A 20,344-nucleotide genomic window follows, 5' to 3' on the forward strand; every position below is an offset into this window, starting at 1 on the left:
AATAGCAAACAAATGAATCAACCATCACGATAAATTCTTTAATTTTGAAGTTCAAATAATATAAAATTATGAAAAGAATTTTACTGTTTTTTATAATTGTTTTTTCAATCACGACAATTCGTGCTCAAGAAAGCGCTTATTGGACAAAAATTGCTCAAGATAACGTTAGCCTTTCTGATCGAAGCGATATAAAATCAATTGCTACTAATGAGTTATTGTTTAATTTGAATGAAGTTGCTATAAAAAAATCTTTAGAATTACTTCAAAATAAAACGGTTGCGGGGGCCAAAATTGAAATTACTATTCCAAATATGAATGGGGATTTAGAGCGATTTTTAGTTTGGGAATCTTCTAATTTTGAACCGGAACTGCAAACGCAATTTCCTAATATAAGAGCTTACAGCGGTATTGGAATTACAGATCGAAATGCTTCTCTTTATTTTAGTTTATCACCAAAGGGAATTCAGAGCATGATATTAAGAGGGGATAGTGGATCGGAATTTATTGAACCATATTCTAAAGATAGTACTGTTTATGTACTTTTTAATTCCAAAAACAGAAATAAAGGTAGTTTGCCTTTCACCTGCAAAACGGAGGAAATAGGTTTAAACAAACAGTTGCTAAATACTACAGGCAAAATTTCAGCGAATAATAAAGTTTTTAAAACTTTGAGATTGGCTTTATCGTGTACTGGAGAATATGCGGCGTATCATGGAGGTACTGTTTCTCTAGCTTTAGCAGCTATGAATGCCACTATGACTCGAGTTAATGGTGTTTTTAATAAAGACTTAGCCACAAAATTGCAAATCATCGCAAATAACAATCTCATAATTTATACCAATTCCGCTACGGATCCGTATTCTAATGCCACTGCCGGAGCAGGGGGTGCTTGGAATCAGGAGCTGCAGGATAATTTAACAAATGTTATTACAAATGGCGGCTATGATATAGGCCATCTATTTGGTGCCTCGGGAGGTGGAGGTAATGCAGGGTGTATAGGCTGCGTATGTGTAAATCCTTCGACGGCTAATCCATTAGCTAAAGGGAGCGCCTTTACATCACCAAGCGATGCGAAACCCGAAGGAGACACGTTTGATATTGATTTTGTAGCTCATGAAATGGGACATCAGTTAGGGGCAAATCATACCTTTTCTTATGAAATAGAAGGGACAGGTGTAAGTGTAGAGCCAGGAAGTGGTTCTACCATTATGGGGTATGCAGGAATTACTTCGGATTATGATGTTCAGGCTAGTTCCGACGATTACTTTGCTTATGTAAGCATAAAGCAAATACAAGATAATCTTTTGTCTAAAACTTGCCCCGTGAGTACTGTTCTTGCTAATAATCCTCCAGCAATCAGTGCCGGTTTAGATTATACAATACCTAATGGTACGGCATTTATATTAAAAGGCTCGGGATCTGACAGCAATGGTGATATTATAACGTATTGTTGGGAGCAAAATGATAGCGCAATAACAACGAGTGGGGTTAAAAGCGTTGCTTTTCCTACTAAAATTGATGGTCCTCTTTTCAGGTCTCTATATCCAAGTAGTTCTCCAATTCGCTACATGCCCGCTTACAGCACGGTATTGTCCAATAAATTAACAACAACTTGGGAATCCGTTTCTACCGTTGCTAGAACGCTTCACTTTGTTTTAACAGGTAGAGACAATGCTGCCCTTGGAACTGCCCAAACCAATACCGATGAAATGATCGTTACTGTAAATGGAACAGTTGGGCCATTTGCAGTTACATCACAAAATACAGAAAATTTAAGTTGGCTGCAAGGTACAAATCAATCGATCACTTGGGATGTGAATGGATCAAATGGTTTAGAAGGTTCTACCTCTGTAAATATTAAGCTTTCTACTGATGGAGGTTTGACGTTTTCAACAGTTTTAATCGCCAATACCCCAAATGACGGATCAGAAACTATTACCGTACCCAATGTTACAGCAACCAATTGTAGGATTTTAATTGAGCCTACGGCAAATATTTATTATGCTGTGAATAGCAAATCCTTTGCAATTGGTTATTCAGTTGTTTCATCCTGTGCTACATATACGTTTGCAACTCCTGTTGTAATTCCGGATGCAATAACTACTTATACTACAAGAACGATAACAGTTCCAACTTCAACAGGAACTATAGCCGATGTGAATTTTGCTGTTAGTCTTACGCATTCGTATTTGTCTGATGTACAAATGGAGATCGTAAGTCCGCTAGGCACTACGGTGAAATTATTTGATAGAAGTTGTGGCAATACCAACAATGCTTTAATCCTTGATTATGATGATTTGGGAGGCTCACTTGTTTGTGGAAGCACTACTGTTCAAACCGTTTCTCCATTTGAGCCATTGGCAGCATTTAATGGGCAAAATCCACAAGGAGTCTGGACTTTTAGGGTTCGAGATGTGGATGCTACAAAAATAGGGACTGTAGATCAGGCATCAATAACAATTTGTACGAAAACATATACTTTAGGAATATCAGATATAGAAATCAATGATTTTGTGGTCTATCCTAATCCAAATAAAGGGAATTTTAATATTCAATTTACAAACAAATCCTCTGCTGAAGTGAAGGTAATGGTGCATGATGTATTAGGAAGAAAGCTTTTCGAAAATGAATATGAAAACAAGTCAAATTTTAACGAAAACATCCAATTGAAAAATGTCCAACCCGGACTTTATTTATTGACTGTTATTAACGGAAATAGAAAAGATATCAGAAAAATTTTAATCAAATAGTTAAAATAGAATTAGAAAAAAGGGAAGCGTTGTAAAACGTTTCCCTTTTTTTATTTCCCGTTAAATGTGGTCATGGTGATTTCTAATCCTGCTGTTCCAAAAGATTTTATGATTTCTGACGCTAGTTCTAATCGCTCCGGAAGCGCTGTTTTTTCAGTATCGTCCCAGTCTCCAAGGACATAATCAACTTGTTTTCCTTTTTTGAATTCATCGCTGATGCCAAAACGGAATCGTGCGTAATTTTGTGTATTCAGCACAAGGTTGATGTTTTTAAGTCCGTTGTGCCCGCCGTCGCTTCCTTTTTGTCGGATGCGAATAGTTCCAAAGGAAAGATTCAAATCATCGGTAATAACCAGAATATTTTCTAGCGGAATATTTTCTTTGTCCATCCAATATTGAACTGCTTTGCCACTCAAATTCATGTAAGTGTTTGGTTTGAGCAGTAAAAAGGTTCTTCCTTTGAATCTAAATTCGGCCAGTGCGCCCAGTTTTACGGTTTCGAAATTTACTCCTTCTTTTCGGGCGAGAAAATCCACTATTTTAAATCCTATGTTGTGTCTTGTGTTTACATATTCGGCGCCAATGTTGCCGAGTCCAACTATTAAAAATTTATTACTCACGCTTTCTATATTGTTTTTTTTGTGTTCGTGAACCTCTGGTTTCATACAAGTTGTACTGTCTTGTGTTTTTGGTGATGAGAATAAATTTGAAATCCATTTTATCATGCTGCAAAAATAGACTTAATTAGAGTATCGGACTATTAGATTTTTAGAAAATCACTATTGAGAACAAAATAGTTCTGAATAGCCCTGATGGAAGTGGCATCCTTTTTCCTATTTACCGGGTCAGGGTTTTTAACCCTGACCCGGTAAATAGGAAAAAGATACAAAGGACAGCAGGAAGATTCGTGATTAAAATGGAGGTATTTGTGCTCCTACTAATAAAAAATGGAATAATTAGATTAATTCTTTCCAGGAAATGACAAAAAGTAATGCGCATAAAAAAAGCACCAGTTTTACAACTGATGCTTTCTTGAATGATTGAAAAAATATTATTTTTTCTTTCCTTTTACAGGAGCTTTTGCTGCTTTTGCTGCTTCTTGCGCTGCTTTCATAGCCGCACGAGAAATTCTTACTTGAGCAACAACAGTGTTGTCTGGGTGAACCAATTTGTAGTTGTCGTTAACTAATTTAGTAACGTACAATTTGTTCCCCATTTCAAGTGGAGTAATGTCAGCTTCAATAAAATCTGGAAGATTTTTTGGTAAAGCTTTTACTTTAAGTTTACGAGTATTTAAACGTAAAACACCACCTGCAAGAACTCCTTGAGAAGTTCCAACAATTTTCACAGGAACTTCCATAGTGATTTCTTTATCATCAAATAATTGAAAGAAGTCAATGTGTAAAATCTTGTCAGACACAGGATGAACCTGAATGTCTTGTAAAATTGCGTTAAATGATTTTCCTTCACCAAGATCGATCTCAACTGTGTGAGCGTTTGGAGTGTAAACCAAGTTTTTGAAAGCCATAACTTCTGCTGAGAAATGAACTGCCTGATTTCCTCCGTATAATACGCAAGGAACCAATCCAGCATTACGTAGGGCTTTAGTCGCAACTTTACCCACGCTTTCTCTTTCTGATCCTTTAATTGTAATCGATTTCATTGTAAAAAAAATATAGTTATTAAATAATATTACTTGTTTGGCCTTTAGCTTTTGGCTATCAGCATGACTTTACAATTTTAAGACATTTGACATTACGACTTAATGTATTACATTATAAATTTTCCACTAATGGAATTGTTATGGTGCACCATGTGCATGACTTCAGCAAAAAGTGGTGCACAACTCAACACTTTTATTTTATTTGATTCTTTCTTTAATGGAATAGAATCGGTAACTATTAATTCTAATAGTTTAGAATTTTCTATTTTTTCGTACGCATCACCTGATAAAATAGCATGCGTGCAAATGGCTCTTACGCTTAAAGCTCCTTTTTCGATCATTAAATCTGCGGCTTTCGCCAAAGTGCCTCCGGTATCAATCATGTCATCTACTAAGATTACATTTTTACCTTTTACCTCACCAATTAACTCCATGGTATCGATAATGTTCGCTTCTTTTCTTTGCTTGTAACAAATCACCACGTCCGATTCTAAAAATTTAGAATACGCATAGGCTCTTTTTGAACCTCCCATGTCTGGAGAAGCAATAGTCAGATTGTCTAAACCTAAACTTTTAACGTAAGGCATAAATATTGTCGATGCAAAAAGATGATCTACCGGTTTCTCAAAAAATCCTTGAATTTGATCTGCGTGCAAATCCATGGTCATTACTCTTGTTGCGCCTGCAGCATCTAATAAATTAGCTACTAGTTTAGCTCCTATCGGAACTCTTGGTTTGTCTTTTCTATCTTGTCTCGCCCAACCAAAGTAAGGAATTACTGCTGTTATGTGTCTAGCCGAAGCACGTTTTGCAGCATCAATCATCAGTAACATTTCCATCAAATTATCTGCCGTTGGAAAAGTTGAGCAAACGATAAAAACGCGTAATCCTCTGATGGACTCTTCGTAAGAAGGTTGAAATTCACCGTCGCTGTATTTTGACATTGTAATTTTCCCTAATGGAATTCCGTATTGCTCTGCGATTTTCTCAGCCAGATAGACACTTTGTGAACAAGCAAAAATTTTAGCTTCTGGTTCTAGGTGTGACATTTAATTTATTGTTTTTATTCCGCTGCGCTTCATACTGTTGGCTTTGTCATTTGAATAAAGCCGTAAGTTTGTATATACCTCGGGTGTAGTTAGTTGTGTGTTCCGTTTTTAACGAGGTGCAAATTTATAAAATTTATTCAACTCTGAAAGGAAAAAATTAAGTATTTTTAGTTGAACATTTAATATTATTTTTTACATTTGCAGCGTGTTAAAGGAATTGATGGTTGATTTAAACACAATCACCTCTTTTATTGCGTTGGAATAACTGTTGTTATTTCATGTCTAGCTAAGCCCGGATGGCGGAATTGGTAGACGCGCTGGTCTCAAACACCTGTGGGAAACCGTGCCGGTTCGACTCCGGCTCCGGGTACAAAAACCGCTTCGAAAGAAGCGGTTTTTTTGGTTTTATATCACAATGAATTCCTAATAATCAAAGCACTTTTGTTCTCAATTTGCTCTTTTTTGCCTTTCAAAATCATTTGTGCCAGTAACTTTCCCATGACTTCAAAATTGGTTGAAATTGTTGTAATCCCGTTTTCAACTACTTTTTTCAGCGGGGTTTCGTTATATGAAATAATACCATAATCACTACCTAATAGCAGTTTCTGAATCTTTGCTTTTTCAATGACGCGCACTAAATCCCTGTCGCTCGGAATAATATACACTTCGCCTTTTTTTATTTCTCGATTCTGAAATTCAGTAATGATTTCATAATCGAATGCGAAGTCGTTGCAGAAATTCTCAAAACCTATTTTCATACCTAGCGGCTCGCGGAATCCCGGAAAAATCATAATTAGTTTTTCGTATTTATTCAACTTGGATTTTCCTTTCAATAAGCCGTCATAAATGTCTTTTACGAAATTTTGGTATACGGCGGGAAACGACTTTAGTTCTGGATTGGTCTGGTCTAATATGTATACTTCATTAACTGGTAGGGTTTTTATCACTGCGGCGGCCTCCGCTAAATTGGTCGGCATAATGATGTATTTGGTGTAATTGCCGTTACTGTCATTAATCAGTTTTTGGAAAACGGGAGCATTAAAATGATGAAAGAAAATATCTACCTGAGCGTTAATGCCAACGTTTTCCAAAAATGAATTATACAAGTCTTCCTTAAAAATGTTCAATTCGTCAAAAAGTAAAAATATCCTTTGTTTTATGGTGACTTCTATGCTTTTTATATAATAACCTTTGCCAGGAATGGCATAAATAATCCCTCTTTTTTTCAATTCTTCATAGGCTTGTAAAACTGTGTCACGGGACAAGGAGAATTCCAGACAGACTTTGTTTACCGACGGAAGTTTGTCGCCTTTTTTTAGGTTTACTTCTTCTATTGCCTTCTCTATGGAACTTATTATTTGTCGGTATTTAGGAACTCCGAGGTTGTTCTGTATGGAAATTATTTTCATAAAGAAGTGAATTTTTTAGCAATATACAAAAACTGGTAGGTACTGGTATGTTAATGATAACAATTATTTTACTTTTGGTTTTTGACATTTCATAATTAAACCATGAAAATAAAACACATATCACATTTTAAAACCAATTTTGTAATGGAATCATTTGGTTTGATGCCAGATGGCGAAGAAGTTTTTGTTTGTGAAGCAACAAACAAGAATGGAATGAAAATGAAAGTTATGGGTTATGGTGCTACGCTTACTTCTTTAAAAGTTCCATTAAAAAATGGAACTTTGGTAGATGTGGTTTTAGGTTTTGACACTTTAGATTCCTACATGCAATCATTTAATTTACAAAGTGCGCCTTATCTCGGAGCAACAGTGGGAAGGTTTGCCGGGCGAATTAATGCCGGCGAGTTTAAACTGAACGGAGAAACAATTTGCCTAAACAAAAACAATAACGGCAACTCGTTACACGGAGGTACCATTGGCTATAGCCAAAAAAACTGGAAAATAAAAAAACGTAACGAAGGCAAGAATCCTTCCGTAACTTTTACGTGTGTCAGTGCTGATAATGAAGAGCATTTTCCGGGTGAATTATCGATAGATTTGACCTATATGCTCTCAGAAGAAAATGAATTGATTATCGAATATATCGCCAGCACAATAGAAGATACAATTGTGAATTTGACCCACCACAGTTATTTCAATCTTGATGGTCATCAATCCAGCGTTGTTAATCAGGAAATGCGTGTAAGTTCTCAGCGATTATTAGAAACTACAACTGCTGGAATTCCCACCGGCCGCTTTCTGAATGTTGCTAACTGTCCTTTTGATTTTACCTCTGCGAGAACCTGTCCGTCAAAAATTGATACCACTTTTGTTTTAAATAAAGAAAACGAATACGCAGCGTCTCTTTTCAATAGTGACAAAACTTTAAAAATGTCTGTTTACACGAATCAGCCCGCGGTTCATATTTATGTTGGCGGAAATTGCTTTAATACAATAAAAGGAAAAGAAAACGCAGCGTATCACCCCACGAGCGGAATTTGTTTCGAAACACAGAATTTCCCCGATGCGCCGAATCATGAACATTTTGCAACTTCTATTTTGAGAAAAGGAGAATTATATTATCATAAAACTATTTATAAATTTCAATCTTTTTAAGATGAGAAAAAACCTTCGAATTTCAGGGTTGTTGATCCTTGTTATGCTTCTTTTTTCCTGTTCCAACAGTAATGAAATAGGGGAAACTCAAGCAGTAAAGGTGCCAATTACCGACGATTCCTTTATAAGAGCCGCCGATATTTCTTTTTTACCGGAAATAGAAACATCGGGTGCTGTTTTATACAATAGTAACAACCAACCTGAAAATATGATTACAACTCTAAAAAATGCAGGTTGTAACACGATTCGAATTCGTCTTTGGAAAAATCCTGCGAATGGACATTCGGGATTAGCCGAAGTTAAAGCGTTGGCAAAACGCGTGAAACAAGCTGGTATGAAAGTTTGGTTGACGGTCCATTATTCGGATACTTGGGCTGATCCAGCGGTACAAAATACGCCAGAAGAATGGAAAAATTTGTCGTTTACCGATTTAAAAACGGCTGTCGCCAATTATACTTCAACAATTATCACGGAAATTAATCCTGATGTAATCCAAATCGGGAATGAAATCAATAGCGGATTGCTTTGGCCGCAAGGACATTTAATCAATCAGGAAGTACAAAGTCTGTCTTTATTGGCAACTGCAAGTGCTACCATTCGTGCCAAAGCGCCAGATTGCAAAATCATGATTCATTATGCAGGTGTTAAAGCCTCGGACTGCAACTGGTTTTTTAACAAAATAAAAAGTGTAGATTACGATTATATTGGATTATCGTACTATCCAATTTGGCACGGAAAAGATGTAGAGGTTGTAAAAACCGCCATCAATACGTTAGGAAAAACATACAATAAAAAAGTAATTATTGCTGAAACGGCGTATCCTTTTACGCTAGATTACAATGACTGGACTAACAATATTGTGGGTTTAGATTCTCAGCTGGTTTCCGGATTTCCTGCCACTCCTGATGGACAAAAAAGTTTTTTATTGGCAATAAAAACATTGGTAAAAGAGTCTGAATACGGTTTAGGATTTGCGTATTGGGGAGGAGAGTGGATTTCTTTCAAAGGAAATCAAGCTGCAAATGGCTCTACTTTTGAAAATCAGGCATTTTATGATTTTAATAATAAAGCGCTACCTGTTTTGCAGGTATTTAATAAATAATTCGATATGAAAAATTTACCAATGAATTCTCGATTCGTTCTAATGTCTTTACTGCTTACACTGCTTTTTTCCTGCAGTACATCCAAAAATGTTCAATCAACTTCAAAAAGTTCTTTTGCAAAAGGAGCTGATATAGGTTGGTTGCCACAAATGGAAGCCACAGGATATAAGTTTTATGATACCGACGGTGCTGAAAAAGATTGTTTGCAATTACTCAAAGACAGAGGAATGAATACCATTCGTTTGCGTGTTTGGGTAAACCCTTCTAATGATAAAGCAAGCGGACATTGTAGTCCAGCCGAAACTGTTGTAGCGGCTTTACTCGCTCAAAAATTGGGCATGCGCATTATGATTGATTTTCATTATAGTGATACTTGGGCCGATCCGGCAAAACAAGCGAAACCCGCAGCTTGGGCAAATCACACTTTTCCGGAATTATTAAATGATGTTTACAACCATACTTTTGAGGTGTTAACGGCATTGAAAAATGCAGGAGTTACGCCGGAATGGGTACAGGTAGGGAATGAAATTCCTGGAGGCATGATGTGGCCCGAAGGGAGTACCAAAAATTGGAATCAATTGGCACAATTACTTAACAAAGGGTATGAAGCTACAAAAGCTATTGATCCTAAAATTAAAGTTATCGTTCATCTTGACGAAGGAAATAATAATGAAAAATTCAGATTGTTTTTTGATAATGCCAAAGCAAATAATGTAAAGTACGACGTGATTGGACTGTCTTATTATCCTTTTTGGATCAAGAAAAACTACACGGAAACTATAGCGGATTTAGCTTATAATTTGAATGATATGGCTACTAGATATGACAAAGAAGTGATGGTTGTAGAAGTTGGTGGCGAATATGACAAAGTGCAAAATACGTATGAAATGTTAGCAGCAACAATCAAAGCAGTCAAAGCGGTACCAAATAATAAAGGACTTGGCGTAATTTATTGGGAACCACAAGGAGAAAAAAGTTGGAGCGGTTATTCCCTGAGCGCTTGGCAGCCTGACGGGTCACCTTCAGCGGCTTTAGATGCTTTTAAAGGATAGTTTTGGCTTTGCCTTTTGCGGAAGTATGAGTATATTAAGGAATAGATTTTAATTGCGTGACATTAAATAATTTTATAGGTTTAAAAATGAAGAAATTGATATGTATTCTTGTTGTATTTTTAGTATTTACACAAATGGCTTTGTCTCAAACACGAGCCATTAAAGTGTTAAGTAGCAATTGGAAATTTCAAAAAGGCGATTTTGAAGAGGCGCATAAAGTAAATTTTAATGATTCGAAATGGGAATCCGTAACCATTCCGCATGATTGGGCAATTTACGGGCCTTTTGATAAAAATGTAGACAAACAAAGAGTTGCCATTGTTCAAAACGGAGAAAATATAGCTACCGAAAAAACGGGAAGAACGGGAGCTTTGCCCCATGTAGGAACAGCGTGGTACCGCAATACATTTACATTGCCTAAAGATTCAAAAGGGAAAAAAATAATTTTACTTTTTGAAGGAGCAATGAGCGAACCTCAAGTGTATTTAAACGGGAAAAAAGTGGGAGAGTGGGCGTACGGCTACAGTTATTTTTATTTTGATGTTTCCCAATTTATACAAGAAGGAGCCAACACATTGTCAGTACAATTAACCAATAAGGAATTTGCTTCCCGTTGGTATCCGGGTGCTGGTTTGTATCGAAATGTAAGCGTTATTGTAAAAAACAACGAAAGTATTGACCAATGGGGGCAGTTTGTAACGACGCCTTTTATAAGTTCGGCAATGGCCAAAGTAAATATTAAGACCAAAGTTTCTGGCGAAAATACTCGTTTAATCACCACTGTTTTTGATGCCGAAGGACAGAAACTAAATTCAGAGGAATCTACGCTTCAATTCGGAAATGAGTTCGATCAAAACATAAAAGTAGAAAAACCAAAATTGTGGAGTCCCGAAACGCCTTACTTGTATAAAGCGGTTTCCCAATTGTATGTTGGAAAAGAACTAAAAGATGAAATTTCAACCCGTTTTGGAATCCGAGAAATAAAATACGAGCCCAATAAAGGTTTTAGTCTGAATGGAAAGATAACCAAATTTAAAGGAGTTTGTCTGCACCACGATCTTGGTCCACTCGGAGTTGCAGTAAATAAAGCCGCGTTGCGCAGGCAAATGAAGATATTAAAAGATATGGGTTGTAATGCAATTCGCAGTTCGCACAATATGCCCTCTTTTGAGCAACTGGAGTTGGCGGATGAAATGGGTTTTATGTTTTTGGCAGAGAGTTTTGATGAATGGGCAAAGCCAAAAGTAGAAAATGGGTATCATCGTTTTTTTGAGGATTATGCCGAAAAAGACATCGTAAATCTCGTGCAGGCTACAAGAAATCATCCTTCTATTGTGATGTGGAGTTCTGGAAATGAAGTGCCGGATCAATGGGGAGAGGCTGGTGTAAAACGAGCCAAATGGCTGCAGGAAATATTTCATCGAGAAGATCCAACACGTCCTGTAACTGTTGGTATGGATCAGGTAAAAGCGACTATGGAATCTGGATTTGGAGCTGTGCTGGATGTTCCGGGATTGAATTATCGGGTGCATTTGTATGATGAGGCATTTGCAAAATTTCCACAAGGGTTTATTTTAGGTTCCGAAACTGCGTCAACGGTTAGCTCCAGAGGGATTTATAAATTTCCTGTGGTTCAGGAGAAAATGAAACAATATCCTGATTTTCAGTCTTCCTCTTATGATTTGGAAGCCTGTAGCTGGTCTAATGTGCCTGATGAAGATTTTGTGCTTCAAGATGATAAACCTTGGGTGATCGGCGAGTTTGTTTGGACTGGTTTTGATTATTTAGGAGAGCCTACGCCGTATGATGAAAGCTGGCCGTCCCGAAGTTCTTATTTTGGAATTAACGATTTAGCGGGTTTACCCAAAGACCGCTATTATTTATACCGAAGCCGTTGGAATACGAAGGAATCAACCCTTCATATCTTACCGCATTGGAACTGGGAAGGCCGTGAAGGAGCGATAACCCCCGTTTTTGTATATACGAGCTACAACAGCGCCGAGCTTTTTGTAAATGGCAAAAGTATGGGAGTGCAGAAAAAAAACAACAGTACACCACAGAATCGCTATCGTCTGATGTGGATGGATGTGAAATATGAGCCAGGTATGGTAAAAGTTGTGGCTTTTGATGACAATGGGAAAGCAGTTGCAGAACAAGAAGTACGCACTGCCGGCAAGCCATACCAAATTGTTTTAGACGCTGACAGGAAAATAATCAATGCCAATGGCGAGGATATATCGTTTGTAACAGTATCTGTAGTGGACAAAAATGGAATTCTTTGTCCTACTGCGACTAACCAGCTAAAATTTAAGGTTTCAGGCGCGGGTACTTACCGGGCTGCCTGTAATGGTGATGCCACTTCACTCGAAATGTTTCATAAAGATACCATGAAGCTTTTTAGCGGAAAATTGGTAGTGCTTGTAAAATCGACAACGACTGCTGGTGCTATAAAACTTGAAGTAAATGGTGCTGGACTAAAGAGCGGAAAATTGACCTTAGTGTCTCAAAATAAATAAAAAGCAGAAGCGGGTATTGCAACAATACTTTTGAAAACTAAAAATTTAAAAAACGATAACAATAACAGTAAGTTTCCAAAAATTGAATTGGGAAACATACAATTTCTAAACAATGAATGACATTTTAGTACACAAAACAATTGATTTTTTTCAGCAGACTTTTAAATCAGAGCCTGAAAAAATTGTCCTTTCCCCCGGCAGAATTAATATTATTGGGGAGCATATTGATTATAATGACGGTTTTGTTTTACCGGCAGCCATCGATAAAATCATCTGTTTTGCTTTTGAAAAAAACAATTCGGATAGAGCTAAAATTGTAGCAATAGATTTGAATGAACGGTTTGAAGTTTATACAAACGAAGACCAAAATCAGACGGATAATGTATGGACAAATTACCTGCGCGGTGTTCTGAATCAGTTAAAAAAGAACGGTTATACCTTGGAGGGTTTTAACTGTGTTTTTAGCAGTAATATTCCTGTGGGTTCCGGTTTGTCCTCCTCGGCGGCATTGGAATGTGGCTTTTTATTTGGTTTAAATGAACTTTTTAATTTGAAAATCAAACCAATTGATATTGCCTTAATGGGACAAAAAGCAGAACATTGGGTGGGCATAAATTGCGGGATAATGGACCAGTTTTCCAGTGTGATGGGTTTAGAAAATAAAGTTATAAAAATTGATTGCAGAACATTGGAATTCGAACATCATGACGCTACTTTCAGTGATTATTCCTTAGTTTTATTCGATAGTAATGTCAAACATTCCTTATTCAGCTCTGCTTACAACACCAGAAGAGAAGAATGCGATGAAGGACTTTCGATAATTAGTGCTAATTTCCCGGAAATTACTAGTTTTAGAGATTGTAAAGAAGAGCAAGTTTTAAGTCTGAAAGATAAAATGAATGCGAATGTGTTCAAAAGAAGTCTTTTCGTGGTAAAGGAAATTCGAAGAGTAACGCAGGCTTGTGAAGCTTTGGATGTGGGAGACATTTTAGTTTTAGGGCAATTGATGTTCGAAACGCATGAAGGATTATCAGTGGATTATGAAGTGAGTTGCGCGGAATTAGATTTTTTGGTCAACACGGTTAAAAAGGAAAAATCAGTGATAGGTTCCCGATTAATGGGCGGTGGTTTTGGTGGCTGTACTATCAATTTAATTAAAAAAGGACAAGAAGATGCTGTGAAAAACAAACTTACAGGATTGTATCAGGACGCATTTGGAATAGAATTAAAAATTTATGATGTCAAAATTGGAAACGGAACATCACTTTATATTGCGAAATAAATGAAAAATTTTGACATAAACGAAGATCCGCACAGACGTTATAATCCGTTAATCAACGAATGGGTTTTGGTTTCCCCACACCGTTCGAAACGTCCTTGGCAAGGTCAAAATGAAACCGTAACTTCGGATACATTGCCCGAATATGACCCGACTTGTTATTTGTGTCCGGGAAATGTTCGAGCGAATGGAATGGTTAATCCGGATTATGAAGATTCATTTGTTTTTGAAAATGATTTTGCCGCTTTGAAGCAAGAAGAAATTGCTTTTAAAGAAAATAAAAACGAGACTTTTTTTAAAGTGAAACCGGAAAGAGGAATTTCTCGGGTGGTTTGCTTTTCGCCAAAACACAATTTGACATTGCCTGAAATGCCATCTGAGGCTATTGAAAAGATCATCCACACTTGGCAAAAAGAATACACGGATTTAGGCAATGTGGATTACATTAATCATGTTCAGATTTTTGAAAACAAAGGAAGTGTGATGGGTTGCAGTAATCCGCATCCACACGGACAAATTTGGGCGCAATCTTCATTGCCAACCGAAGTCGAGAAAACACAAAATAATCTAAACGCCTATTTTGATACGCACAATAAAACACTTTTAGAGAATTATGTAAAAGAAGAGTTGAAGTTAGACGAACGCATTGTTATTGAGAATGATCATTTTGTGGCATTAGTTCCTTTTTGGGCTATTTGGCCCTATGAAACGATGATTGTCAGCAAACGAAATGTGAATAAAATAACTGATTTCACTGATACGGAAGTGACTGATTTTGCGATTATTTTAAAACAATTGACAACAAAATATGATAATCTTTTTGAAACCTCTTTTCCGTATTCTTCAGGAATTCATCAATCTCCTACTGATGGAACGTTGCATCCGGAATGGCATTTTCATATGCATTTTTATCCGCCATTGTTGCGTTCAGCAACTGTGAAGAAATTCATGGTAGGATATGAAATGATGGGCGAATCACAAAGAGATATTACACCAGAAAAAAGTGCTGAAATTTTAAAAAACCAATCGAACGTTCATTATAAAATAGTAACCCAAAACTAAAAACATTTAACCAATGCAAACTTTAGCAGTCCAAGATTATATTGTCTTTTTATGTTATTTCATACTGATTGTCGGTTATGGAATATGGATTTATAAAAGGAAAAAGAAAGAAGAAACGAATAGTAAAGATTATTTCTTAGCCGAAGGATCACTTACTTGGTGGGCAATAGGCGCATCATTAATTGCCAGTAATATTAGTGCGGAGCAATTTATAGGAATGAGCGGCAGCGGTTTTAAGATGGGATTAGCGATCGCCACTTACGAATGGATGTCTGCTTTTACCTTGATTATTGTTGCTATTTTTTTTATTCCTGTGTACTTGAAAAATAAAATTTTTACCATGCCGCAATACCTGAATCAAAGGTATAACAGTAATGTTGCCATGATTATGGCTGTATTTTGGTTGCTGTTGTATGTTTTGGTAAATTTAACTTCGATATTGTATTTGGGCGCTTTGGCGATAAGCAGCATCTCAGGTTTGGACATTACTTTGTGTATGATTTTCTTGGCGTTTTTTGCGGTAATGATTACGCTGGGCGGAATGAAAGTGATTGGGTATACGGATGTGATTCAAGTTTTCTTTTTGATTTTGGGTGGATTAGTAACTACTTATTTAGCGTTGAATTTAGTTGCCGAAGAATTTGGATCTACGGGTGTTATAAACGGTTTTAATTTGATGACGACACAAGCAAACGATCATTTCCACATGATTTTTGAAAAAACAAATCCTAATTATATGGATTTGCCGGGATTGTCAGTTTTGATAGGAGGAATGCTAATCATCAATTTAAATTATTGGGGCTGCAACCAATACATTACGCAACGTGCATTGGGAGCTGATTTAAAAACGGCCAGAAATGGAATTTTGTTTGCTGCTTTCTTAAAATTGTTAATGCCTGTAATTGTTGTTTTGCCGGGAATTGCGGCTTTTGTATTGTATCAGAACGGACATTTTGGAACCGAAATGTTACAAGACGGTACTGTAAATCCTGATCGGGCGTATCCCGTTTTGCTAAACTTGCTTCCGGTGGGTTTAAAAGGGCTTTCGTTTGCTGCATTGACTGCGGCGATTGTAGCGTCATTGGCTGGAAAAGCGAATAGTATCGCTACTATTTTTACGTTGGATATTTATAAAACAAAACTAAATGTAGATGCCGATGAAAAAAAATTAGTTAATGTGGGCAAAAAAGTAATTGTGGTGGCGATGTTAATTGCAGTTGTAGTGGCGCCTTTTCTAGGAATTGATAAAAAAGGGGGATTTCAATACATTCAGGAATATACGGGATTTGTAAGTCCGGGAGTTTTCGCTATGTTTATTTTAGGCTTCTTTTGGAAAAAAACAACTTCTAATGCGGCTTTGTTTGCTACAATTGGTGGATTTATGTTATCTATCCTTTTCAAATTTATGCCAGCATTTGTTGACTTATCGTTCCTTCATTCGACTGGTTTTTCAGTGCCAAATGCTGATGGTGTTTATGAAATTCCTTTTATTGACCGAATGGGATTTGTATTCTTGATTTGCGTAATCGGAATGTACAGCATAAGTATGTACGAAACAGCTAAAGGCGTTAAAACAAATGGTCTTGAAATTGACCGTACTATGTTTAAAATGTCACCAGGTTTTACTGTCGGGATGTTGATTGTACTTTCAATTATTGCTGCTTTCTATACGATCTTTTGGTAGAAAACAGCCTAAAATAAAAAAAGTGATGGGTTCAATTATATTGAATTCATCGCTTTTTTATTTAATAATAAGGTACGAAGAAAATTGTTCGCAGTAATTTAGATGTGTGTAAAGTTTTTTTAATACCTGATTCATCTTTTTTGAAGAAAATATGTGTTTGCAAATAGTCTTTTACGAAAATCATTTTATTGTATGCGACAAAACTTTAATGAGTAAGCAAAATGAAAAAAAATAAGGCACAAAAAAAGCTTTCGAATTAACGAAAGCTTTGTATGATATTTGACTTTTATTTAGTTATTCACTAATGCATCTTGTTTCCAAGTTTTTACAGAAGCAATTCTACTATTGGAATAATCTACTTCACTTAAGTTGTTACCATTCCAGAACAACCATTTTCCAGTTTTTTGTCCATTTTTATAGGTAGCAACAGATTGTTTGTTTCCATTCGTATCGTATGAAGTCCAAACCCCGTCCAGTTTTCCATTTTTAAAGAAACCTTCTTGTTGTATTTTTCCATTTTCAAAATAGTAAGTCGTTTTAACTAATTCACCTACAGCTTCTAATTTTGGGTTATTTTCTTGAGCGAATGCTATTCCTGAAAAAAGTAATGCGGTTAATATTATATATTTTTTCATGTTGTTTATTTTTTTAAATTCATATTAGCTTAACAAATGTATAAAACATTTTACAATAAAAAAACTTTTACTTAACAATTTAATAACATTGGAATAAAATTTAACATTGGTTATAATGTTTGCCAAAAAACCAATTACTAAAATTTCTTATTTCTCAATTCATTATTCATAATTAGTCCTAAATTTGCACCCATCTCCAAAGGAGAAAATAATCTAAAATTTGAATCATGTATAGAAGTCATAATTGTGGCGAATTAAATGCCACTCATATTAATACAGAAGTTACCCTTGCGGGATGGGTTCAAAAATCACGCGATAAAGGTTTTATGAATTGGGTCGATTTGCGCGATCGTTATGGAATTACACAATTAATTTTTGACGAAAGTCGTTCTGAAAAATCCGTTTTTGAACTGGCCAAAACACTCGGTCGTGAATTTGTAATTCAAGTAAAAGGAACCGTTATTGAGCGTGAAGCCAAAAATAAAAATATGGCAACCGGTGCTATCGAAATTTTAGTGACAGAGCTAAGTGTTTTAAATGCTGCTTTGACGCCTCCATTTACGATTGAAGATGAAACCGATGGTGGAGAAGACATCCGAATGAAATACCGTTACCTTGACATTAGAAGGAATCCTGTGAAAAACAGTTTACTTTTTCGCCATAAAGTAGCAATGGAAGTTAGAAAATATCTTTCTGATTTGGATTTTTGTGAAGTAGAAACACCTTACCTAATTAAATCAACTCCAGAGGGAGCCAGAGATTTCGTAGTGCCTTCCCGAATGAATGAAGGACAGTTTTATGCATTGCCACAATCGCCTCAGACTTTTAAACAATTATTGATGGTGGGCGGAATGGATAAATATTTCCAAATCGTAAAATGTTTCCGTGACGAAGATTTACGTGCAGACAGACAGCCGGAGTTTACACAAATCGATTGTGAAATGGCTTTTGTCGAACAAGAAGATATTTTAAATGTTTTCGAAGGACTGACCAGACATTTATTAAAAGAAATAAACGGTATTGAAGTAGATAAATTTCCAAGAATTACCTACGATTATGCTATAAAAACTTACGGGAATGATAAACCGGACATTCGTTTCGGAATGGAATTTGGCGAGTTAAATGAAGCAGCGCAACATAAAGAATTTTCGGTTTTCAATGCTGCCGAATTAGTGGTGGGAATTGCAGTTCCAGGAGTTGGAAACTACACCCGAAAAGAAATTGACGGACTTATTGAGTGGGTAAAACGTCCACAAGTTGGCGCAAGCGGAATGGTTTATGTCAAATGCAATGATGATGGAAGCTATAAATCATCGGTGGATAAATTCTACAATCAAGACGATTTAACTCAATGGGCAAAAATCACAGGTGCAAAACCTGGAGAAATGATTTTTGTGCTTTCTGGTCCAGCCGATAAAACACGGACACAGTTGAGTGCATTACGTATGGAATTAGCGACTCGTTTAGGATTGCGGAATCCAGCCGAATTTGCACCGCTTTGGGTAGTTGATTTTCCTTTATTGGAGTTTGACGAAGAAAGCGGCCGATATCATGCCATGCATCATCCGTTTACATCTCCAAAACCGGAAGACATGCACTTATTGGAAACTGATCCGGGCAAAGTTCGTGCGAATGCATATGATATGGTCTTGAATGGAAATGAAATTGGCGGTGGATCAATTCGTATTCACGACAAAGCGACACAACAATTGATGTTCAAATATTTAGGTTTTACTGAAGAAGAAGCTAAGGCGCAGTTTGGATTCTTAATGGATGCATTCCAGTTTGGTGCGCCACCACACGGAGGTTTAGCCTTTGGATTGGATAGATTGGTTGCCATTTTGGGAGGAAGAGAAACAATCAGGGACTTTATTGCGTTCCCAAAAAACAATTCGGGAAGAGATGTTATGATAGATGCGCCATCAATAATTGACGAATCACAGTTAAAAGAACTGCATATAAAACTAGCTTAATTGTAGTTTGTCGTCATAATATGTTAGAAAACGTTGAATATCAATATTTTTGCAAAATAAAAAGAGAAGAACGTCTTTCGTATTATATTAAATATTACATTTGCTTCATTATAAATTATTATTACTATTACAATGCGTACAGGTACAGTTAAATTTTTCAATGAATCTAAAGGTTACGGATTCATTACAGACGAAGAAACAGGAAAAGACATTTTTGTTCATGCATCAGGAATCAACGCGGAAGAATTGCGCGAAGGTGACAGAGTTAGCTATGAAGAAGAAGAAGGAAGAAAAGGAAAAGTTGCTGCGAAAGTAGCAGTGATCTAAGCATAAAAAAAATATTTTTTTTGCCTACGAATGTTTAAAGCGTTCCGATTTTTATCGGAACGCTTTTTTGTTATTTCCCTCCAAGTGCCAATAAATTATACTCCAAATTCCAAATTGCGGAATTTCTAAAACGTTAAACACATCTTAATATAATGGGACTGCCTTATTTATAATTAATAAAAATTGTAAATTTACATCGTTATAGTTGGCATGTATTTTTAAGATTTAATTGTTATTTAATAATTTGAAAGTTATCTTTGTAGCTCATTTTCATTCAAAAAAAACACAGTATGCAATCCGATCAATTAAATTATATTCCAATTTTAATGCAGTTTATTCTAGCTGTAGGATTTGTTGTAGGAACTATATTGATTTCATCAAAATTAGGACCCAAAAGATCCTCTGAAGTTAAAGATAGAAACTTTGAATGTGGTATCGAATCTGTTGGAAATGCAAGAATTCCTTTTTCAGTAAAATATTTTCTCGTTGCCATCTTATTTGTTTTGTTCGATGTTGAGGTGATTTTCTTATATCCATGGGCTGTTAATTTCAAGGAATTGGGTATCGAAGGAATGGTCAAAATGGTCATTTTTATGCTTTTGCTTTTGGTGGGTTTTTTCTACATTATCAAAAAGAAAGCGTTAGAGTGGGAGTAAAAATTTATTTTAAATGTTGAGTTGTAAATAG

At 36.2% G+C, this 20,344-nt stretch carries 16 protein-coding genes and 1 tRNA gene; 12 read left to right on the plus strand and 5 right to left on the minus strand.

The annotated features are described in order from the left end of the window. The first annotated feature begins 68 nt into the window (after positions 1-68). Positions 69-2,750 (plus strand): reprolysin-like metallopeptidase, encoded by a 2,682-nt coding sequence (locus tag ACP7AT_RS01690; RefSeq protein WP_426062633.1) that lies wholly within the window; start codon positions 69-71, stop codon positions 2,748-2,750. Between the two features lie 50 nt (positions 2,751-2,800). On the opposite strand, the gene pth is transcribed toward ACP7AT_RS01690, so the two are convergent. The 3 genes from pth to ACP7AT_RS01705 form a co-directional block, all read right to left on the minus strand. Beyond that, the gene (gene pth, locus ACP7AT_RS01695; RefSeq protein WP_426062634.1) at positions 2,801-3,475 is read right to left on the minus strand and encodes an aminoacyl-tRNA hydrolase; all 675 of its coding nucleotides are present in this window, start codon (positions 3,473-3,475) and stop codon (positions 2,801-2,803) included. A gap of 326 nt (positions 3,476-3,801) precedes the next feature. Next, positions 3,802-4,413: a 50S ribosomal protein L25/general stress protein Ctc gene (locus ACP7AT_RS01700; RefSeq protein WP_426062635.1), complete on the minus strand. Its 612-nt coding sequence runs from the start codon at positions 4,411-4,413 to the stop codon at positions 3,802-3,804. A gap of 107 nt (positions 4,414-4,520) precedes the next feature. Further along, positions 4,521-5,462, minus strand: coding sequence for a ribose-phosphate pyrophosphokinase (locus tag ACP7AT_RS01705; RefSeq protein WP_426062636.1), 942 nt, complete (start codon positions 5,460-5,462; stop codon positions 4,521-4,523). Positions 5,463-5,752: 290 nt separating this feature from the next. Between ACP7AT_RS01705 and ACP7AT_RS01710 the strand changes: the two genes are divergently transcribed. Beyond that, a tRNA-Leu gene (locus ACP7AT_RS01710) sits at positions 5,753-5,832 on the plus strand. Positions 5,833-5,872: 40 nt separating this feature from the next. Here ACP7AT_RS01710 and ACP7AT_RS01715 read toward each other — a convergent pair. After that, positions 5,873-6,871, minus strand: a complete 999-nt coding sequence (locus tag ACP7AT_RS01715; protein WP_426062637.1) for a GntR family transcriptional regulator — start codon at positions 6,869-6,871, stop codon at positions 5,873-5,875. Between the two features lie 144 nt (positions 6,872-7,015). On the opposite strand from ACP7AT_RS01715, the gene ACP7AT_RS01720 reads away from it, so the two are divergent. The 7 genes from ACP7AT_RS01720 to ACP7AT_RS01750 all read left to right on the plus strand — a co-directional run bounded on the left by ACP7AT_RS01720 (position 7,016) and on the right by ACP7AT_RS01750 (position 16,722). Then, positions 7,016-8,026, plus strand: a complete 1,011-nt coding sequence (locus ACP7AT_RS01720) for an aldose epimerase family protein (protein WP_426062638.1) — start codon at positions 7,016-7,018, stop codon at positions 8,024-8,026. A 1-nt stretch (position 8,027) separates the two neighbouring features. Beyond that, positions 8,028-9,128, plus strand: coding sequence for a glycoside hydrolase family 53 protein (locus ACP7AT_RS01725; RefSeq protein WP_426062639.1), 1,101 nt, complete (start codon positions 8,028-8,030; stop codon positions 9,126-9,128). Positions 9,129-9,134: 6 nt separating this feature from the next. Beyond that, positions 9,135-10,181 carry a glycoside hydrolase family 53 protein gene (locus ACP7AT_RS01730; protein ID WP_426062640.1) on the plus strand — a complete coding sequence of 349 codons (1,047 nt, stop codon included), beginning with the start codon at positions 9,135-9,137 and terminating at the stop codon, positions 10,179-10,181. 86 nt (positions 10,182-10,267) lie between these two features. Continuing rightward, positions 10,268-12,697: a DUF4982 domain-containing protein gene (locus ACP7AT_RS01735; protein WP_426062641.1), complete on the plus strand. Its 2,430-nt coding sequence runs from the start codon at positions 10,268-10,270 to the stop codon at positions 12,695-12,697. Positions 12,698-12,809: 112 nt separating this feature from the next. Continuing rightward, the gene (gene galK, locus ACP7AT_RS01740) at positions 12,810-13,979 is read left to right on the plus strand and encodes a galactokinase (protein WP_426062642.1); all 1,170 of its coding nucleotides are present in this window, start codon (positions 12,810-12,812) and stop codon (positions 13,977-13,979) included. Then, a complete protein-coding gene (locus ACP7AT_RS01745; protein WP_426062643.1) occupies positions 13,980-15,038 on the plus strand; it encodes a UDP-glucose--hexose-1-phosphate uridylyltransferase in 1,059 nt (352 codons plus the stop codon). A gap of 13 nt (positions 15,039-15,051) precedes the next feature. Then, positions 15,052-16,722, plus strand: a complete 1,671-nt coding sequence (locus ACP7AT_RS01750) for a sodium/sugar symporter (RefSeq protein WP_426062644.1) — start codon at positions 15,052-15,054, stop codon at positions 16,720-16,722. 290 nt (positions 16,723-17,012) lie between these two features. On the opposite strand, the gene ACP7AT_RS01755 is transcribed toward ACP7AT_RS01750, so the two are convergent. After that, positions 17,013-17,357 carry a toxin-antitoxin system YwqK family antitoxin gene (locus ACP7AT_RS01755; RefSeq protein ID WP_426062645.1) on the minus strand — a complete coding sequence of 115 codons (345 nt, stop codon included), beginning with the start codon at positions 17,355-17,357 and terminating at the stop codon, positions 17,013-17,015. A gap of 227 nt (positions 17,358-17,584) precedes the next feature. Here ACP7AT_RS01755 and aspS point away from each other — a divergent pair, with 227 nt between their 5' ends. From aspS to ACP7AT_RS01770, 3 genes are all read left to right on the plus strand, one after another. Further along, positions 17,585-19,330 (plus strand): aspartate--tRNA ligase, encoded by a 1,746-nt coding sequence (gene aspS / locus ACP7AT_RS01760; protein WP_426062646.1) that lies wholly within the window; start codon positions 17,585-17,587, stop codon positions 19,328-19,330. Positions 19,331-19,462: 132 nt separating this feature from the next. Then, positions 19,463-19,657 carry a cold-shock protein gene (locus tag ACP7AT_RS01765; protein WP_007137066.1) on the plus strand — a complete coding sequence of 65 codons (195 nt, stop codon included), beginning with the start codon at positions 19,463-19,465 and terminating at the stop codon, positions 19,655-19,657. A gap of 290 nt (positions 19,658-19,947) precedes the next feature. Then, positions 19,948-20,313, plus strand: coding sequence for an NADH-quinone oxidoreductase subunit A (locus ACP7AT_RS01770; protein ID WP_426062647.1), 366 nt, complete (start codon positions 19,948-19,950; stop codon positions 20,311-20,313). Positions 20,314-20,344: the final 31 nt, after the last annotated feature.

This window comes from Flavobacterium sp. DSP2-3-1 (assembly GCF_049896865.1).
Classification (GTDB): Bacteria; Bacteroidota; Bacteroidia; order Flavobacteriales; family Flavobacteriaceae; genus Flavobacterium.

Coding starts and splice junctions, on each gene's coding strand:
- ACP7AT_RS01690 (WP_426062633.1), top strand. CDS start 69: ATGAAAAGAATTTTACTGTTTTTTATAATTGTTTTTTCAATCACGACA.
- ACP7AT_RS01700 (WP_426062635.1), bottom strand. CDS start 4,413: ATGAAATCGATTACAATTAAAGGATCAGAAAGAGAAAGCGTGGGTAAA.
- ACP7AT_RS01720 (WP_426062638.1), top strand. CDS start 7,016: ATGGAATCATTTGGTTTGATGCCAGATGGCGAAGAAGTTTTTGTTTGT.
- ACP7AT_RS01765 (WP_007137066.1), top strand. CDS start 19,463: ATGCGTACAGGTACAGTTAAATTTTTCAATGAATCTAAAGGTTACGGA.
- ACP7AT_RS01770 (WP_426062647.1), top strand. CDS start 19,948: ATGCAATCCGATCAATTAAATTATATTCCAATTTTAATGCAGTTTATT.
- ACP7AT_RS01750 (WP_426062644.1), top strand. CDS start 15,052: ATGCAAACTTTAGCAGTCCAAGATTATATTGTCTTTTTATGTTATTTC.
- ACP7AT_RS01735 (WP_426062641.1), top strand. CDS start 10,268: ATGAAGAAATTGATATGTATTCTTGTTGTATTTTTAGTATTTACACAA.
- galK (WP_426062642.1), top strand. CDS start 12,810: ATGAATGACATTTTAGTACACAAAACAATTGATTTTTTTCAGCAGACT.
- ACP7AT_RS01725 (WP_426062639.1), top strand. CDS start 8,028: ATGAGAAAAAACCTTCGAATTTCAGGGTTGTTGATCCTTGTTATGCTT.
- pth (WP_426062634.1), bottom strand. CDS start 3,475: ATGATAAAATGGATTTCAAATTTATTCTCATCACCAAAAACACAAGAC.
- ACP7AT_RS01715 (WP_426062637.1), bottom strand. CDS start 6,871: ATGAAAATAATTTCCATACAGAACAACCTCGGAGTTCCTAAATACCGA.
- aspS (WP_426062646.1), top strand. CDS start 17,585: ATGTATAGAAGTCATAATTGTGGCGAATTAAATGCCACTCATATTAAT.
- ACP7AT_RS01730 (WP_426062640.1), top strand. CDS start 9,135: ATGAAAAATTTACCAATGAATTCTCGATTCGTTCTAATGTCTTTACTG.
- ACP7AT_RS01755 (WP_426062645.1), bottom strand. CDS start 17,357: ATGAAAAAATATATAATATTAACCGCATTACTTTTTTCAGGAATAGCA.
- ACP7AT_RS01705 (WP_426062636.1), bottom strand. CDS start 5,462: ATGTCACACCTAGAACCAGAAGCTAAAATTTTTGCTTGTTCACAAAGT.
- ACP7AT_RS01745 (WP_426062643.1), top strand. CDS start 13,980: ATGAAAAATTTTGACATAAACGAAGATCCGCACAGACGTTATAATCCG.